Origin of the sequence: Pseudomonas sp. SJZ080, assembly GCF_007828295.1 — a bacterium.
GTDB lineage: Bacteria > Pseudomonadota > Gammaproteobacteria > Pseudomonadales > Pseudomonadaceae > Aquipseudomonas > Aquipseudomonas migulae_A.
Genome location: NZ_VIUK01000002.1, coordinates 407,550 through 424,761, shown reverse-complemented (window position 1 = coordinate 424,761; position 17,212 = coordinate 407,550). Strand labels below are relative to the sequence as shown.

Sequence of the window (17,212 nt, the reverse complement as noted above, 5' to 3'; positions counted from 1 at the left end):
CTGTTGAAAGCAGTGTGGGGTGACCGTTGGCTTCACAAGGATGTAGATAAAGATGAATAGCCTGCGCCGTCTGCTCATGGTCTTCGACCTGTTCCGCCCGGAACAACCGGTCATCGATGTGGACATCATTTGCCGGGAGCTCGGCTACACGTCCGCCACCGCCTATCGTTATCTGCGCGAACTCGGCGATGCGGGCTTTTTGAAGCGATTGCCGCGCGGTTACGCGCTCGGCCCGCGAATCGTCACGCTGGAGCATCTGATGACGAACTACGATCCGTTGTTGGCATGCAGCCGGGACCTGGTCGACAACCTGGTCGTCGACACCGGCCTGGACGCGCTGGTCAGTGAGTGGCATGGCGACTCCGTGGTCAACGTGCTGATTCATCGTGGCTCCGATGCTGGACCGGTCGGTAGCGGCAGGGGGCGGTCGATCGATCTTTTCCACAGCGCGACCTCCAGGGTCGTACTGGCTTATCTGCTGCCGCGTCAAATCCGACGTGTTTACGACGCGCACGTGAAGCCATCCGAATTGCAGCATCTGGGGCTGGAGTGGAAGCCGTTCATCAAGAGCCTGCTCGCCATCCGCAAACAGGGCTACTGCATCAGCGAAAGCGAGCTGCACCCGGGACGCAGTGGCGTCGCGGCGCCGATCTTCGACGAAAAGCAGCGCGTCCTCGGGAGCATGACCCTGGTGGGGCGCAGTGAGCGGTTCGGTGCGTTTCAGCAAGGCTATCTGTGCGACCTGGTGACCGGCGCGGCGTCGGAACTGACGGCGCGTCTCGCTTCGCAGTGAGATCAGGGTGGAGGATGGCGTTGTTCAGGTGAGGGCGTTACAGGTTACCGATTTGGGATACCGGGGCGTTCACGGTGAGGCATAGGATCGAATCCAGCGTGCGATAAAAGCGACAAGCTCTATCGGTGACGGTGAACGGCTTGCTCCACCGATCCTACAGCGACTGCCTCATACAATAAGGTCAAGAACATGAGCGTATCTATCCCGATCAACAGTTCGACGGAGTTGAAGCGTGGTGCCCTGGGTGTTGGTTTCATCATCTTTTTCGTGGTGTCGGCGGCTAGCCCGTTAAGTGTCATTGCCGGTGGCTTCCCGATTGGCATCATGCTGGGCAATGGCGCCGGCACACCGGCGTTGCTGATCCTGGCGTTGCTGGTGCTGCTCGCGTTCTCGGTGGGCTACACCACCATGTCCCGGCACCTGATCAATGCCGGTGGTTTTTATGCGTTCACCTCACGTGGTTTGGGTGGCCTGGCAGGTGGCGCGGCCGGGGTGTTGGCAATGTTTGCCTATAACATTCTTCAGGTCGGGTTGTATGGCATGTTCGGTGGGGTGGTCAGTGGCACCATGGAAAGCATGTTCGGCCTGGTACTGCCGTGGTGGTCTTACTCGCTGATGGCGATGGCGAGTATTGCGATTCTGGGGTATCGCAAGATCGACCTGTCGGCGCGGCTACTGTCGGTGATGGTGATCGCCGAGTACCTGGCGATCCTGATCCTGGATTTTTCCATCCTCAAATCCGGCGGCGACAGCGGCATCAACCTTGATGCGTTTGATCGCAGTCATGTGTTCAGCGGCACACCGTCAATCGGTTTGCTGTTCTGCTTCGCGGCATTCATCGGCTTCGAGGCGACGACTATTTACGGCGAAGAGGCCAAGAACCCCCAGCGTACTATCCCGATTGCCACCTACTGCTCGGTGTTGCTGATCGGCGGGTTCTACGCACTGTCAGTGTGGTCGATGGTGGTGGGTGTCGGTGCGGACAAGATCGTGCCGATGTTGCAGGCCTTGCAGGATCCCACGACGTTTATCTACGGCATGTCCGACCACTTTGTCGGCCCCTGGCTGACTCAGATTATCCGGGTGCTGTTCATGGTCAGTATCTATGCCGGCCTGCTGGCATTTCATAACGCCGCGGCCCGTTACTTCTACGCGATTGGGCGTGACGGCCTGCTGCCGCACCGCTTGGGCACTACCCATCGCGTGCACCAGAGTCCTCATATGGGATCGGCGTTGCAGAGCCTTATCTCGGCGGTGGTGGTACTGATTTTCGCCGCCATGGATGCCGATCCGATCCTGCAGCTGTTTGCCTGGCTGTCCAACTTGGCCACGCTGTGCGTGATTTTGTTGATGGCACTCACTTCCGCAGCGGTAATCTTCTTTTTCCAGCGTCACCCCGAACTCAAGGTCGGGATCTGGCGTGGGCGGATTTTCCCCGGATTCTCTTTCATTGCCTTATTGGCGGTCCTGGTACTCGCGGTGGTGCATTTCGATGTACTGACGGGCGCTAGCCTGGCCTTGTCATACAGTCTCTGCGCCATCATTCCCGCGGCCTTGCTGGGTGGCGTGTTCCTGGCGGCTCGACTTCGCAAGGCGTCGCCGCAGCGTTACCTGGCATTGGGCAGCCACAAGCTTTAAGGCCCCACGCAGAAAACCGTTCAACCAAATCTGCGCTTTGCTTACCAAGGATGGTCTGCGACCTCGCGCGGCTGCGCCTGTCTGCTCAACTTGACCAGCAGCGATGCGATCAACAGCAGGACTGCCGACGCTGCCAGCACGGCAACAAAGCCTGCATCGAACGCCGCACGGGCGAATGCGCTCAGCATCGCGCGGCCTTCGGGTGACAACGTCTCGGCGACGACCAGCGCGTCGTCGAGACTCTCGAATGTCGCGGGGTTTCGGGTCAGCCATGAAGGAATCATCAGGCCCGCCGAATACGCATAAATCGCCGATAACAGACTGCCCGCCAGCGTCACACCCACAGCACCGCCCAGTTCAAAGGAGACTTCCTCAATGGAGGCGGCCATGCCGGCTTTATCGGCGGGCACGCTGAGCATGATGGTGCTGGACGAAACGGTCAGTGCAGCGCCAATCGTCAAGCCCAATAGGGCAAGGCTGGCGACTTGCAGGTAAACCGCAGCGTTGTACAGCAAGAGATAGCTCAGCATCACGGCGGACGATAGCAGCAACGTCCAGAACAGCATCCGCCGGTTTCCCAGGCGCGGCAGGTAGTAACCGGCAAGCGGCCCTGCGACGAAGGAGCCCAGTGGGAGAGGAAGGATAAACAATGCCGCCTCCAGCGGCGACATGCCGAGCACCAGTTGCAGGCGCTGGCTGAACACCAGTTCCATGCCGATCAACGCAGCGGCCGACACGACTGCTGAAATGACGGCATTTCTGAAGCCCGGTGCAGTGAACAGCGCCAGATCGAGCATCGGCTGTGCGGCACGGCGTTGGCGTCGAATGAACAGCGTCAGGAATAGCGAACCCAGCACGACCGCCACCAGCATGCCGTCGAAGGAGGGCGCTCGTTTACCGAGTTCCTTGACGGCATACGCCAGGCTGATCAGCCCGATCATGACCTGCAGCGAACCCAGCCAGTCCCATCGCTTTTGAGCATCCCCCGGGTGATTCGGGATCAACACCGCGCCGAGGACCAGTGCCACCAGCACAATGGGCACGTTGATCAGAAACACCGAGCCCCACCAGAAATGCTCCAGCAGCAGGCCGCCCACTACCGGGCCGAACGCAGCGCCCCCTGAAGCAACCGATGCCCAGATGCCGAATGCCATGGCTTGCTCGCGCGGGTCGGCGAACGTCAACCGCACAATGGCCAGCGTAGCCGGCATCATCATCGCCGCGCCGACAGCCAGAAAGCCGCGGGCACCGATCAATACGCTGGCCGATGGCGAGAAGGCCGCGATCAGCGAGAACAGGCCAAACACACTCAGTCCGCCGATAAACAGGCGTTTGTGCCCGAGGCGGTCACCGAGTGTGCCCATGCCCAACAGCAGCCCGGCAGCGATCAATGCATAGATGTTGATGATCCAGAGCTTTTGCGAGGCCGAGGCATCGAGCTCACGGGTCAGTGTCGGCAGGGCGGTATACAACACCGTCATATCAATGACGATCAGCAGCAATGCGCTGGAAATAATGGCCAGAATCAGCCAGCGTCGCGGGGGAATCATGGGGGGGGCTCGATGAACGTTGGTCGAAAGCCGGCAACTGTAACTCAGTCAAGACGTCAGCACCGGCAGGTAGCCTGCCGTGCCCCTTTACACGCGAAAATGGCCGACAAGCTGCTGTTGATGGTTGGCCATTTCATGGAGTGAGTCACTGGCCGTTGAGGCATCGCTCATCCGTTTGTTCAGTGTTTCGCTGATGCTGCGAATGTCACTGACCCGATGGCTGATATCTTCCACGACTGTGCTTTGTTCCAGGGCTGCGCTGGCGATCTGCTGATTCATCTGTTCGATCACATCCACGGCCTGGGAAATACTCTCCAGCGCCGTACGGGTCTGTTGCACCTGGATCACGCTGTTGCCGGCTTGCTCACGGCTTAGCTGGGTACTGTGCACCACCTCCTGGCTCAACTGCTGCAACATCTCTATCACCGTGCGGACCTGCTCGACCGAGCTCTGGGTGTTGCTGGCCAGGTGCCTGACTTCATCGGCCACCACCGCGAAGCCGCGCCCCTGTTCGCCCGCTCTGGCCGCTTCGATGGCCGCATTCAACGCCAGCAAATTGGTCTGCTGCGCGATGGTGCTGATGACGTCCAGCACCTGGCCGATCTGGGTGCTGCTATCGGCGAGGGCATGCACTTGCTTAAGGGTGGTGTCCAGACGCTGATCGAGCCTTTCGATGCCGCTTTCGGCGATGGAGAACACCGCTTGGCCTGATCGGCTCGCGCTTTCGGCGGCTGTCGCTGCGTCGGCGGCACCGTGGGAGTGGCGCGCCACTTCCTGGGCACTGGCACTCATTTCATGCAGGGCGGTCGCGGCCAGCTCCACTTCGCGGTACTGGCGTTGCATCCCTGCGCTGACTTCCCGGGCAATCCCCGAGGAGGTATTGGCGCTGTTGCGGGTATCCAGGGAGGCGGTTTGAATGTCGCGAATAATCGGCTGCAACTTGTCCAGAAAACGGTTGAACCCATTGGCCAATTGGCCCAGTTCGTCGCGCCGCCCGGCGGGCAGGCGTTGGGTGAGATCACCATCACCATCGACGATGGCATCAAGCAGACCCGCCACCTTCAGCAGTGGGCGTGTCACCCCGTAGGCGGCCAGCCAGATCAGCAGCATGCCGAGACAGCTGGCCAGTACCCCCAGGCAAAGGTTGAGCCAGTTGGCCTGGTGGCTTTTGTTGTCCAGTTCGCTTTGCATGTGCCGAGCGGAAGCCTGCACCAGGTCTTGGGGCACCTTGATCTCCAGTTGCCAGAGTGGATTGCCTGGCACGGTTTGCAGAGCCTGGCGTATATCGAGGGTAGACCCGGAGACTTCGCCGCTGCGTCCTGCCACCTGGCCGGTGGGCGACACAATGGCGACTTCGCTGTTGCCCTGATACAGGTCCTGGCCGAGGTCGGCAGCCAGCTTTTGCAGAGTATCGAGGCCAATGTCCATGCCGACCACGCCGAGGATCTTGCCATTGGCGATCAGAGGGACAGAAACGCTGCTCATCAGGACTTTCTGGCCTTCCACCTCACTGGTGTAGGGCTCCACCACGCACGTGCGCCTTTGAGCTTGAGGGCAGGTGTACCAGACGTTTGTCGGTTCGCCGCCGGGTGGCGCAGTGTCGGTGAAGATTTGCGTCTCGGTGAGCACATCCTGGACCAATTGTCCCGGCTGGCTCTGTGACCAATACAGCGCAAAGCGGCCTTTTTCGTTGCTCGCCAGTGCTCGTTGCCCGACGAAATTGGCGTCTGCGCCCGCCAACGCGTCAGGCAGAAGTATGACGTACAGGCCGAGCACTTTTTCGCGTTTGAGCAGTGTCTGACGGGTCACGCTGATCAGCGCTTCGCGCAATTGCGCAGCCGTGAGGCGTCCATTGAGCGTTTGATCGCGCAGTTGCAAAACCTGTTGCGCGAACCCTTCGCCATACAGCGCCGTTTCGTTGAAAAAGCGTTCGACGTGTTGGCCATGGGCAACGGCCTGGGCTTGCAAACGCTCTACAGCGGCTTGCCCTAGCAGGTGACTGCTCTGCTCCTTCAGCAATTTTGCACTTTGTTGGTTCTGGTACACCGAGGCGCCTACCAGCGCGCCAACGACAGCCAGCAGGCACAGCCCGCTCAGGAGTGTGATCCGCCATTGGATAGTGAGATGAGCTAAACGCATGACTGAGGCTTCCTGCAGAGGGCTTTGGCTGCGATGGGCTGTGGACCAGGCCCTCGCTTTTATTATCAGTGCCGGCATCTGGGTATAGAGCGGGTGACGCTAGCATGCGGGAGGGAGTGGCCAGCCGGTTATCCCGAATCGGCAAGGACTGCCGGATTGCAGGTGTCGCATCGACCTGTTTTGGGGCGGACCCTCGGATGCTACCGATTTGGGATAGCGAGCGGTTCAGGGGCGGGCATAGGATCGAATTCAGCGCGCAACTAAAACAAAACGCTAATTGGTGCCGATGGAATTCAATCGGGCCACCCCAACAGCGACTGCCTCATACAATAAGGTCAACAACATGAGTGTACCTATCTCGATCAACAGCTCCACGGAGCTCAAGCGTGGCGCCCTGGGTGTCGGTTTCATCATCTTCTTCGTGGTGTCGGCGGCGAGCCCTTTAAGTGTCATCGCCGGTGGCTTCCCGATTGGCATCATGCTGGGTAACGGTGCCGGTACTCCGGCGTTGCTGATCCTGGCGTTGCTGGTGCTGCTCGCGTTCTCGGTGGGCTACACCACCATGTCCCGGCACCTGACCAATGCCGGTGGTTTTTATGCGTTCACCTCACGTGGTTTGGGTGGCCTGGCAGGTGGCGCGGCCGGGGTGTTGGCAATGTTTGCCTATAACATTCTTCAGGTCGGGTTGTATGGCATGTTCGGTGGGGTGGTCAGTGGCACCATGGAGAGTGTCTTCGGGCTGGTGTTGCCGTGGTGGTCCTACTCGCTGATGGCGATGGCGAGCATTGCGATTCTGGGCTATCGCAAGATCGACCTGTCGGCACGGGTGCTGTCGGTGGTGGTGATCGCCGAGTACCTGGCGATCCTGATCCTGGATTTTGCCATCCTCAAATCCGGCGGCGACAGCGGCATCAACCTTGATGCATTCGACCGCGCCCATGTGCTCGGCGGCACCCCGTCCATCGGCCTGCTGTTTTGCTTTGCGGCATTTATCGGCTTCGAGGCCACCACCATTTATGGTGAAGAAGCCATCAACCCTAAACGTACCATTCCGATTGCCACCTACAGTTCGGTGCTGCTGATCGGCGGGTTCTACGCGCTGTCGGTATGGTCGATGGTAGTGGGTGTCGGTGCGGACAAGATCGTGCCGATGCTGCAGGCCCTGCAGGATCCCACGACGTTTATCTACGGCATGTCCGACCACTTTGTCGGCCCCTGGCTGACTCAGATTATCCGGGTGCTGTTCATGGTCAGTATTTATGCCGGCCTGCTGGCGTTTCATAACGCCGCGGCGCGTTATTTTTACGCGATCGGCCGTGACGGCCTGTTGCACAGTCTGTTGGGCACCACTCACCGCGTGCACCAGAGTCCTCATATGGGCTCGGTGTTGCAGAGCCTGATTGCCGCCGTGGTGGTACTGATTTTCGCTGCATTGGATGCGGACCCGATCCTGCAACTGTTCGCCTGGTTCTCCAACCTCGCCACCCTCTGCGTCATTTTACTGATGGCGCTGACGTCGGTAGCGGTCTGCGTCTACTTTCAGCGTCATCCCGAGCTTAACGTCGGGATTTGGCGCGGGCGTATCTTGCCTGTTTTCTCCTCCTTGGCATTAGTGCTCGTGCTGGTACTGGCGGTGGTGCATTTCGACGTGCTGACCGGGGCCAGCCAGCTGTTGTCCTACGGGCTCTGCGCGATCATTCCCGCGGCCCTGATCATCGGCGTCATTCTCGCTGCGAGATTGCGCAAGATCTCCCCGCAACGGTTTCACGCCTTGGGCAGCCACAAGCTTTAAGGCCGTACTCGTTACAGCTCGACTAACCAGACAATATCCGCCTGCCGTTGCTCGGCATGGCTCGTCAGTGTGTGAAAGGAAGGTTTCAAATGCACAACTACAAGATGCTCATCAATGGCGTTCAGGTCGCCGGTGAACAGGGCCAGTTTGACGTGATCAACCCGGCCACTGGTGCTGCATTCGCCCAATGCCCCGCCGGCTCGCTGGCGCAACTCGACCAGGCGGTCGACGCTGCACAGGCGGCGTTCAAAAGCTGGCGGCACAGCACCCACGCAGACCGTTGCGAGCGCCTGTTGGCAATTGCGGCGGATATCGAGCGGGAGGCAGAGTCACTGGCCCGACTGATTGTGCTGGAACAAGGTAAACCGCTGGAACTGGCGTTTTCCGAAGTCATGGGGTCCGCCGCCTGGACCCGCTATGCGGCCGGGCAGGAGATTGCCGTGGAGCTGGTGGAAGAGACCCCCACTCAGCGGATCGAGCTGCATCGCAAGCCTTTGGGTGTGGTGGCGTCGATTACACCGTGGAACTGGCCGTTCATGATCGCCGTCTGGCACATCATGCCGGCGCTGCGAGCCGGTAACTGTGTGATCAGCAAGCCGTCTAGCCTGACCCCGCTGAGCACCTTGCGCCTGGTGGAGATCATCGCCCGCCATGTGCCTCACGGCGTGATCAATTGCCTGACGGGTGAGCAAGGTTTCGGCAGCGCAATCACTTCGCACACTGGCATTCAGAAGATTGTGTTCACCGGCTCGACCGCCACCGGACAAAGCGTCATGCGCGGCGCCGCCAACAACCTCAAGCGCCTGACGCTGGAACTGGGTGGTAACGACGCGGCAATCGTTCTGCCCGGTACGCCGGTCGAGGCGGTGGTCGAGGAGATTTTCCAGGCGGCGTTTCTCAACATGGGCCAGACCTGCGCGGCCCTCAAGCGCCTGTATATCCACGAATCGCAGTACCAGGCCTTTGCTGATGCGCTGACCCTGATTGCGACGCGCCAAGTGGTGGGCGATGGCCTGGAAGCTGGCGTCACCTTTGGATCGGTGCAAAACCTTGAGCAATTGGAGCTTGTCGACGCGCTGGTCGCTGACGCGCGGGCACAAGGCGCGCGCGTGCTGTGTGGCGGCGCGCGTCTGGATCGCCCCGGATTCTTCTATCTACCCACCCTGGTCGCGGACGTCACAGATGGCCAGCGTCTGGTCGACGAGGAGCAGTTTGGTCCCGTGTTGCCCTTGATCGCGTACCAAGATGTCGAGGATGTGCTGCGGCGCGCCAATGCCGGTGACATGGGGCTGGGCGGATCGGTCTGGGGACCGGATGTCGAGCAGGCCCAGGCATTGGCGAGCCGTCTGGAGAGCGGCGTTGCCTGGGTCAATTGCCACGCGCAGATTCAGCCGAACACGCCGTTTGGCGGCAGCAAGATGTCCGGGTTTGGCGTCGAGTTCGGCCTTGAGGGGCTGCTGGAGTTCACTGGCCAGCAACTGCTGTTTGTCCGCCCTTTCAAAGGCGCACCAAAAGGAGCTTGAGCCATGCGCAATCCATCACGTCATCCCGTGTTCGGTAGCACGCTTGTGTGCACATTGGTGCTATGCGCCATCAATCAGGCCCAGGCCTATGAGTTGTACAGTGATGAGGGCCGTCATCTCAACGCAGACATGACCGCCGTGTTCGGTCAGTTCAACAGTCGCAAGAACTACGACGGCACGCCCGGGGGATCTACCTGGCGTGAAGGCTTTATCAAATACGGCTTGAGTGGCGACCAGTCCTTGGCGGGCAATGGCACTGCATATGGGGCATTCGCCCTGGTCAGCTCCGCCACTTGGGGCGACGGCGACCCGGGCGGCAATTCCCTGGGAACCGAGCGCACAACAAAGATCGAAGACGCCTACCTGGGCTGGCGCTCCGGCGACCTTTTCCCTGCCTTAGGCAAGGACGGGGTTGATATTTCCGGCGGGCGCCAGGTGGTCAAGCTGGGCCGAGGGTTCCTGATCAATGATGACGGACTGAACCTGGGCGAGGGCCCGGCCGATGGCAGGATGAACCGTGGGGGCGCTTATTACCTGGCTGCACGGCATGCGTTCGATCAAACCGCGCTGTTGCGCCTGGGTGGGCAAGATGGCCTGCACGGCAGCCTGGTGTGGCTCAAATCCGACAACCGCGTCCAGGCCGAAACCGAACTGGCCGCCGGCACGCTGGATTACACCACCCAGCCGGGTACGATCGGGTTGACCTGGGTACACGGCATCGACGTGAGCGATCAATGGGCCAGCGACTTTCAGCGCCAGCGCAAAGGCATGAACGTCTACAGCGTTCGCGGTGAAGGCGATGCAGGCATCAAGAACGTCAGCCTGGCGTTCGAATACGCCTGGCAGGACAAGGACGCCGGGCCTGAGAAAGCCTGGTACGGCGAAGCGGGCTACACCTTCGCCGATACCGCCTGGGCGCCCAAGGTGACCTATCGCTATACCCGCTATTCACAGAAATGGGATCCGCTGTTCACTGGCTTGAGCATGGGCTACGGCACCTGGTTTCAGGGCGAAGTCGCCGGCAACTACGCCGGGCCGTTCAACAGCAATACCAGCATTCAGCACATCGGGCTGAAGGCAACCCCGCTGGAAAACCTGACCTTGGGCGCGTTGTACTTCGATTTCGACACGGTGCGTAAAAGCAACGCGCTGAACCTTAATGCCCGTGAGCTGGATATCTACGCGGAATGGGCAGTCAACCCGCACTTGATCATTACCCCGCTGATTGGCCTCTACAAACCCGATCAGGACTCAACCACGGGTGGCAATCAAGTCGGCGGCAACGGCACCAACGTATACAGCCAATTGTCGGTGGCTGTTCCGTTCTGACCGCACATCCGCCGCGTCCACGGCAAGGGACCGGCGGCTTATCCATAGGCTAGGGCGCTGTGGTATTCGACTGATTACGCATGTTTTCGGCAATGCGCCGAGTGGTATCCATCACCATTTCGATCACTGTTTCCTGACGCAGCAGCTTGAAGCTCTGAGTGCTGCCGACGGCGGACAGGCTGCCAACCACTTCGTCGATGTCCGCCTGGATGATGGGCGCGGCGATGCCGGTCAAGCCCAGGTTGAGTTCATCATGGGTGAGGCAGTAACCGTCCTTGCGAATCTTTTTCGCAGCCTTGGAGAAGCTCGGCCAGTCATAAGGGCAGTCCGGGTCGTTGGCCATGTGCTCGTCGAACAAGCGTTGCAAACGGCGACCTTTCTGAAAGGCGATCAACACCTTGGATTGCGCGCCGCGAAAGAACGGCAGCGGTTGCCCGCGTCCGAACGCAAAGTGGTAGGTATCGGTGGGTTCGGCGATGTAGGTGTTGATGATGCGACCGTCATAAAAAACGCTCGCAAACACGGCCAGACCGGTTTGCGCGGACAGCTCGTGCATCAACTCGCGCCCGGCAAGGAGGATAGGGTCGTACTGACGCATCATCCAGTCCAGTTCGATGACTCGCGGCCCCAAACCATAACTGCCGGCGTTCACGCGGGTCAGCAGGCCGGCGTCGCACAAATCCTTGACGTAGCGGTATACGGTCGCGCGTGACAGGCCCATGCGCTCGGCAATGGTGTCGGGGTCGATCTTCAATGTCTGTGGACCGAACAGGTCCAGGACACTCAGCAATTTGCTCAGGCTACTCATTTCGTTCCTAAAGACGGGGGGAGGGCGCGTGCTTCGTTCTGGCGTAGACCAGACATCCTGCAGAAGCGCCAAGCGCTGGCGCAACACTACCTCAGTGAGAGAAAAACGCAATCTCGGCAGTCGTTTTGGCGCAAATAAAATCACGTAAATCTCACAAAACGAGACAAGCATGAATTTAATGCTTGTTGATTGAGTGTTTGTGTGTGATAAATCTCATCACTGCAAATGCTCAAGCAAGAGGGCTGAAAATGAATGGTGCGCAACTGATAGTGAATGCGGCAGCGGCAAGCGGTATCGAATACTGCTTCGCCAACCCCGGAACCACCGAAATTCCATTGGTGGCGGCCATGGCCAGCGCACCTGCACTGAAGCCGGTGTTGTCGTTGTTCGAAGGGGTGTGTACGGGGGCGGCGGATGGGTATGGCCGGATTGCCGGCAAGCCGGCGATGACCCTGACGCACCTGGGCCCCGGGTTTGCCAACGGCATCGCCAACCTGCACAACGCGCGTCGTGCCAATACCCCCATCGTCAACGTGATCGGCGATCACGCGTCATGGCATGTCAACTACGATCCGCCGCTGGCCAGTGACATCCAGGCCTTGGCCGGGACGGTCTCCGGTTGGGTGCGTACCTCGCGTACGGCGTCGGGTATCGGCGAAGATTTGCAGGAAGCGGTGCGGTCGGCCTGGCAGGCCAAAGGGCAGATCGCCAGCCTGATTTTGCCGATGGACCTGCAAGCCAGTGCGGTGACGCACAACGGTGTGTTCGCCCCGATGCGGGCGCCGGTTCGCCGGTTTGCCGGTGACCGGGTCGAGACGGTGGCGCAGGCCCTGCGTGACGGGCAGCGCCTGGTGTTTATTGTCGGGGATGAGGGGTTGTCGGTCGCGGGTCTGGAAGCAGCGGGGCGCCTGGCCCAACTGCCTGGCGTGCGCCTGTTTGCCGAGACCTTTCCACGGCTCAGCTACCGTGGTGGTGGTTTGCCGGATCTGGATCGCCTGCCGTACTTCCCGGAAGTGGCCATTGAAATCCTCGAGCAGTACGACCAGGTCGTGTGTGCCGGGGTGCCGGAGCCCATCAGTTATTTCGGCTACGAAGGCATCCCCTCGCGCCTCGCCGAGCGTGAGCGTCTGCTGACGCTGGCCGATGTCGGTGACGATGTAGCCGGCGCGCTGACGGCGCTGGCCGATGCCCTCAATGCACCGGCCTACGTGCCGACACCGATGGGCATCGAACTGCCGCCAGGCCATGCCGAGCTCACACCTCAGTCCATCGGCCAGGTTTTAGCCGCATCGCTGCCGGACGACAGCATTGTCTCCGTGGAAGGCGGCACCTGCGGCTATCCGTTTTTCACCGCCTCCGCTGGCGCCGCTCGGCACCGGGTGTTGACCAATACCGGTGGCGCGATCGGCCAGGGCATTCCGGTGGGGTTCGGCGCCGCCTTGGCGGAGCGGGGCAATCGCGTGTTCTGCCTGCAATCCGACGGCAGTGCCCAGTACACCATTCAAACCCTGTGGAGCATCGCCCGTGAGCAGTTGCCGGTGGTGATCCTGATTGCCGCCAACCATCGCTACGCCATTTTGCAGAACGAACTGCGCCGTTTCGGCATGACTGAAATGGGCCCCGAAGCCCTGCGCCTGACGGTACTCGATAGCCCGAGAATTGACTGGAAGGCTCTGGCCAAGGGCTACGGTGTGCCGGCCTGCACGGTGCACACCAATGCCGAACTGCAACAGGCGCTGGCCAATGCCAATGCCGACAGCGGTCCTTGCCTGATCGAAATGGCGCTGTGAAGGAGTCGATGATGAAACAGTTTGAAGTGCTACCCGCTGTGCAACACTTTTTGTCTCAGCCCGGACGCCTGTTTATCGGTGGCAGTTGGCAGGACGCCGCCGCTGGCCGACGGTTTGCCGTGGAAAACCCGGCGACTGAAGAAACCCTGACGGAAGTGGCCCAGGGCGACGCGCGCGATGTGGATGCGGCCGTAGCGGCAGCCCGCGCAGCGTTCAGCGGCGCCTGGGCGCTGCAGTCTCCCGCCCAGCGCGGTCTGCTGCTGTTTCGTCTGGCGGATCTGCTGGATCAGCACCGCGAGGAGCTGGCGCAGTTGATCACGCTGGAGAACGGCAAACCCATCTCAGCCGCTCGAGGGGAAGCGGCCAACGCGGCGACCATTATTCGCTACTTTGCTGGCTGCCGACCAAGATTGAAGGCAGCACGCTGCCTGTATCGCCGGCCAGCGGTGCGCCGATGCTCAACTACACCTTGCGTGAACCGGTGGGTGTGTGCGCGCTGATCGTGCCGTGGAACTTCCCGTTGAACATGTGCGTGTGGAAGCTTGGCCCAGCGTTGGCGACAGGTTGTGTCGCGGTGCTCAAGCCCGCAGAGCAAACGCCGCTGGTCGCGATTCGGCTGGTGCAGTTGATCGAGGCCGCCGGGTTTCCACCGGGGGTGGTCAACCTGATCACCGGCCTTGGCGCTGAAACGGGCGCACCGCTGGCGCAGCATCCTGACGTGGACAAAATTGCCTTTACCGGCTCGACTCAGGTCGGCCGGCTGATCGCTCAGGCGGCCACCAGCAACATGAAAAAAGTCTCGCTGGAACTGGGCGGCAAGTCGCCGAACATCATCTTGCCGGACGCCGATATCGTGCGCGCCGCCAAAGGTGCCGCCGACGGCATCTTCTACAACCAGGGCCAGGTGTGCACGGCTGCCTCACGTTTATACGTACACGCCAGTGTGCTCGATCAGGTGCTCGAAGAGCTGGAGCGGCATGCCACCGCCCACGTGCTCGGTAATGGTTTGGACCCGGCCACCAGCATGGGCCCACTCGTGTCGGGCCGCCAATTGAGCACGGTCAAAGGCTACCTGCAACGTGGTCAGGAGGAGGGCGCCGAACTGATCTGCGGTGGCGGCCGTCCCGCCCACCTGGAGCGCGGCCACTTCATTGCGCCCAGCGTGTTCCTTGATCGCGCCGAACGTGCCTGTGTCGCCCGCGAAGAGATCTTCGGGCCGGTGCTGACCGTCATGAGCTGGACCGAAATCGACGACCTGGTACTGCGCGCCAACGATTCGCCTTATGGCCTCGCGGCAGGCCTGTGGACCCGCGACTTGCGCTCGGCGCACCGCGTGGCGGCGCAGCTCAAGGCTGGCTCGGTGTGGATCAACTGCTGGAACGTGGTCGACGCGGCTTCGCCGTTCGGCGGGTACAAGCAATCCGGCTGGGGCCGGGAAATGGGTAAAAACGTGATCGATGCCTACACCGAGACCAAGAGCGTCTTCGTCGATCTGGCCTGAACTGAATAATCACAAGAGGAAATGCTATGGATCTGGAATTGAAAGGCCGCGTGGCTATCGTCACCGGCGGCGGTATGGGTATCGGCAAGGAAGTCGCACGTTTTCTGTCCGAAGAAGGCTGCAAGGTGGTGATCTGCGCACGCCGCATGGAGTTTCTCCAACAGGCTGCCGAAGAGATCACTGCGCAGACCGGCAACGAAGTACTGCCGCTGTACTGTGACACCAATCAGATGTCGGCCGTGTCTGACATGGTCGAAGCTGCGCACAAACACTTCGGCCGCATCGACATCCTGGTCAACGGTGCAGCAGCGCCGTCCGGAGTGGTGCGCAATGACATCGAACATGCCGGCGACGATGAGTTGCTGTCGGATCTCAACACTAAGGTGATCGGCTACTTCCGCTGCGCCAAGGCTGTGACTCCGCACATGAAGGCCGGCGGTTTCGGTCGCATCATCAACATCGGCGGCCTCACCGGGCGCAGCAGCAAAGTCCTCTCGGGGATGCGCAACCTGGCGATCGCCCACATGACCAAAACCCTCTCCGACCAGCTGGGCCCTTCGGGCATCACGGTCAACCTGATCCACCCCGGCGTGGTGGACACCCCGCACATCCAGGATTTGTACGAGCGCGAAGCGGTCAAGCAAGGCAAGACCGCGGAACAGGTTGAGCAGGCCTACATCGACGCGACGCCGATTCGCCGCACCCTGGCACCGATGGAAATGGGCTGGCTGATTGGTTTCCTGGCGTCGCCCAAGGCGAGCGCCGTGACCGGCGAATCCATCGGCATTGACGGTGGACTGACCCGCGGCATCTTCATCTGAGGAGCAACAGCGATGAGTAACGGAACCCTTTTAGTGGCCACCGTAGGCCAAGCGGTGATCCGCAGCGCCGACGAGGGTCGGACCTGGCATCGCCTGGGCCTGGGCCAGGATCTGGAGTTCGACGCAATCACCCGATCCTTGAGTGTGCACCCCGACGAGCCTGAGGTGATCTACGCCGGTACGGACGTAGGTTTGTGTGTCAGCCGCGACACTGGCGGCCATTGGCAGCGGGTCGATTCGCCGTTCAACGGTCAGACCGTCTGGAAAGTCGCCGTCGATCCGCAGGACGCGCAACGGATTTTCGTCGGCACTGGCGCACCTTCGCGCGCCGTACTGTGGCGGACCCTGGACGGTGGTCTCAGTTGGGATCGTGCGCCGGTCGAGATCCCTGAGTTCTGCGACGGGGTCAGCCGCCCACGGCTGCTGGCTTTCGCCTATGACCCGACCGACCGCAACCAGCTATGGTTTGGTCTTGAGGAGGGTGGGTTATTCCACTCCCGTGACGGTGGCGACAGCTGGACACGCGTCGATGATCGGCTGCTGTGGGACTACAACTCGGATGTCCACAACATTCTGGTACTGCCCAATCATGGCCAGAAAGTCATCGTGGTGGTCTGCGTCAACGCCGTCTACCGCAGCCTGGATGAAGGGCTGACCTGGACCGGCATTATCGGTCGAGAAGCGTTCGGCCTTTACTACATGCGCGCCATGAACGCACCGTTGGGCACGCAAAGCGACCTGTACTTGAGTATTTCCGATGGCACGCCCGGTACCACCAGCAAGATCCTGGTGTCCCGTGATGCTGCGCTCAGCTGGGAAGTGCTGCCCCTGTCGCAACAACCCAATTCTTGCGTCTGGGCCATTGCCTTCAATCCGGAAAATCCACGGCAGATCGTTGCGGGAACCAAGTATGGGCACTTGTTCACCTCCGAAAATGGTGGTGATGGCTGGCAGAAACAGTGGCGCGAATTCAGTGAGATCGCTGACGTGCTCTGGACCCCAGCGGTGGCGCAGATCAAGGCAGGGCATCAATCCGTGGTCAAAAAAAGCTGAGGTATCACGCGATGAAAGTCGAAATCCTTCGTACTCACTTATCGCTCTCGGTAAGTGATCCTGATGTGTCGGCGCGTTGGTACGCCGACATCCTGGGCATGCATGAAAGTGCCCGGGGCGAAAGCTGGGTCATGATGGCGTTTGGCACCAAACATCACGACATCGCCTTGCTTCGTGCAGAGCCCGGCGCCCATCAGGGCGGGTTGGGGTTGCAACACTATGGATTGGAAATCGCCGGGGACATGACCACCTTGCGCCAGCTCTACGGCATGTTGCTGGGCAAGGGCGTCGAGGTGGTGAAGATCACCGATCACGAAATCGGCCATGGTGTGTATTTCAACGATCCTGACGGTAATCGCATGGAATTTTTCCTTGAGACCGAACACGACGATGCGCGCGGCAAGGCCCGGTTCAAGGCCGCTGGCGCGCCAAGCCGACATTTCAATCTAGATCCACTAGACCCGCTTTGAGGCAA

The 17,212-nt window shown here is 60.6% G+C and carries 11 protein-coding genes and 3 pseudogenes; 10 read left to right on the top strand and 4 right to left on the bottom strand.

Annotated elements, in window-relative coordinates; genetic code table 11:
* Positions 1 to 52 precede the first annotated feature (52 nt).
* Both FBY04_RS04355 and FBY04_RS04350 read left to right on the top strand, forming a co-directional pair.
* On the top strand, positions 53 to 793 hold the full coding sequence (locus FBY04_RS04355) for an IclR family transcriptional regulator (RefSeq protein ID WP_145314616.1): 741 nt from the start codon (positions 53 to 55) through the stop codon (positions 791 to 793).
* Positions 794 to 982: 189 nt separating this feature from the next.
* Positions 983 to 2,431 (top strand): APC family permease, encoded by a 1,449-nt coding sequence (locus FBY04_RS04350; protein WP_145314615.1) that lies wholly within the window; start codon positions 983 to 985, stop codon positions 2,429 to 2,431.
* 41 nt (positions 2,432 to 2,472) lie between these two features.
* Here the strand turns inward: FBY04_RS04350 and FBY04_RS04345 are convergent, their stop codons facing one another.
* The 3 genes and pseudogenes from FBY04_RS04345 to FBY04_RS33130 form a co-directional block, all read right to left on the bottom strand.
* The gene (locus FBY04_RS04345; RefSeq protein WP_145314614.1) at positions 2,473 to 3,981 is read right to left on the bottom strand and encodes an MFS transporter; all 1,509 of its coding nucleotides are present in this window, start codon (positions 3,979 to 3,981) and stop codon (positions 2,473 to 2,475) included.
* An 87-nt stretch (positions 3,982 to 4,068) separates the two neighbouring features.
* Positions 4,069 to 4,599 (bottom strand): annotated as a pseudogene (locus FBY04_RS33135) (methyl-accepting chemotaxis protein); the annotation flags it as partial.
* Between the two features lie 327 nt (positions 4,600 to 4,926).
* Positions 4,927 to 6,120 (bottom strand): annotated as a pseudogene (locus tag FBY04_RS33130) (HAMP domain-containing protein); the annotation flags it as partial.
* 343 nt (positions 6,121 to 6,463) lie between these two features.
* Between FBY04_RS33130 and FBY04_RS04335 the strand changes: the two are divergent.
* The 3 genes from FBY04_RS04335 to FBY04_RS04325 all read left to right on the top strand — a co-directional run bounded on the left by FBY04_RS04335 (position 6,464) and on the right by FBY04_RS04325 (position 10,764).
* Complete coding sequence (locus tag FBY04_RS04335) at positions 6,464 to 7,912, top strand: APC family permease (protein ID WP_145314612.1); 1,449 nt, start codon at positions 6,464 to 6,466, stop codon at positions 7,910 to 7,912.
* Between the two features lie 89 nt (positions 7,913 to 8,001).
* Positions 8,002 to 9,435, top strand: coding sequence for an aldehyde dehydrogenase family protein (locus FBY04_RS04330; protein ID WP_145314611.1), 1,434 nt, complete (start codon positions 8,002 to 8,004; stop codon positions 9,433 to 9,435).
* 3 nt (positions 9,436 to 9,438) lie between these two features.
* Entirely contained in the window at positions 9,439 to 10,764 is a 1,326-nt protein-coding gene (locus FBY04_RS04325; protein WP_178118251.1) for a hypothetical protein, read from the top strand.
* A gap of 49 nt (positions 10,765 to 10,813) precedes the next feature.
* Here FBY04_RS04325 and FBY04_RS04320 read toward each other — a convergent pair whose 3' ends face one another.
* The gene (locus FBY04_RS04320; RefSeq protein ID WP_145314610.1) at positions 10,814 to 11,572 is read right to left on the bottom strand and encodes an IclR family transcriptional regulator; all 759 of its coding nucleotides are present in this window, start codon (positions 11,570 to 11,572) and stop codon (positions 10,814 to 10,816) included.
* Between the two features lie 248 nt (positions 11,573 to 11,820).
* Here FBY04_RS04320 and FBY04_RS04315 point away from each other — a divergent pair, with 248 nt between their 5' ends.
* The 5 genes and pseudogenes from FBY04_RS04315 to FBY04_RS04295 all read left to right on the top strand — a co-directional run bounded on the left by FBY04_RS04315 (position 11,821) and on the right by FBY04_RS04295 (position 17,207).
* Positions 11,821 to 13,362: an acetolactate synthase large subunit gene (locus FBY04_RS04315; protein WP_145314609.1), complete on the top strand. Its 1,542-nt coding sequence runs from the start codon at positions 11,821 to 11,823 to the stop codon at positions 13,360 to 13,362.
* Positions 13,363 to 13,370: 8 nt separating this feature from the next.
* Positions 13,371 to 14,863, top strand: a pseudogene (locus FBY04_RS04310) (aldehyde dehydrogenase family protein).
* Positions 14,864 to 14,889: 26 nt separating this feature from the next.
* Complete coding sequence (locus FBY04_RS04305) at positions 14,890 to 15,684, top strand: SDR family NAD(P)-dependent oxidoreductase (protein WP_145314608.1); 795 nt, start codon at positions 14,890 to 14,892, stop codon at positions 15,682 to 15,684.
* A 12-nt stretch (positions 15,685 to 15,696) separates the two neighbouring features.
* The gene (locus FBY04_RS04300; protein WP_145314607.1) at positions 15,697 to 16,737 is read left to right on the top strand and encodes a YCF48-related protein; all 1,041 of its coding nucleotides are present in this window, start codon (positions 15,697 to 15,699) and stop codon (positions 16,735 to 16,737) included.
* Between the two features lie 11 nt (positions 16,738 to 16,748).
* Positions 16,749 to 17,207: a VOC family protein gene (locus FBY04_RS04295; RefSeq protein WP_018927858.1), complete on the top strand. Its 459-nt coding sequence runs from the start codon at positions 16,749 to 16,751 to the stop codon at positions 17,205 to 17,207.
* The last annotated feature ends 5 nt before the right edge of the window (positions 17,208 to 17,212 follow it).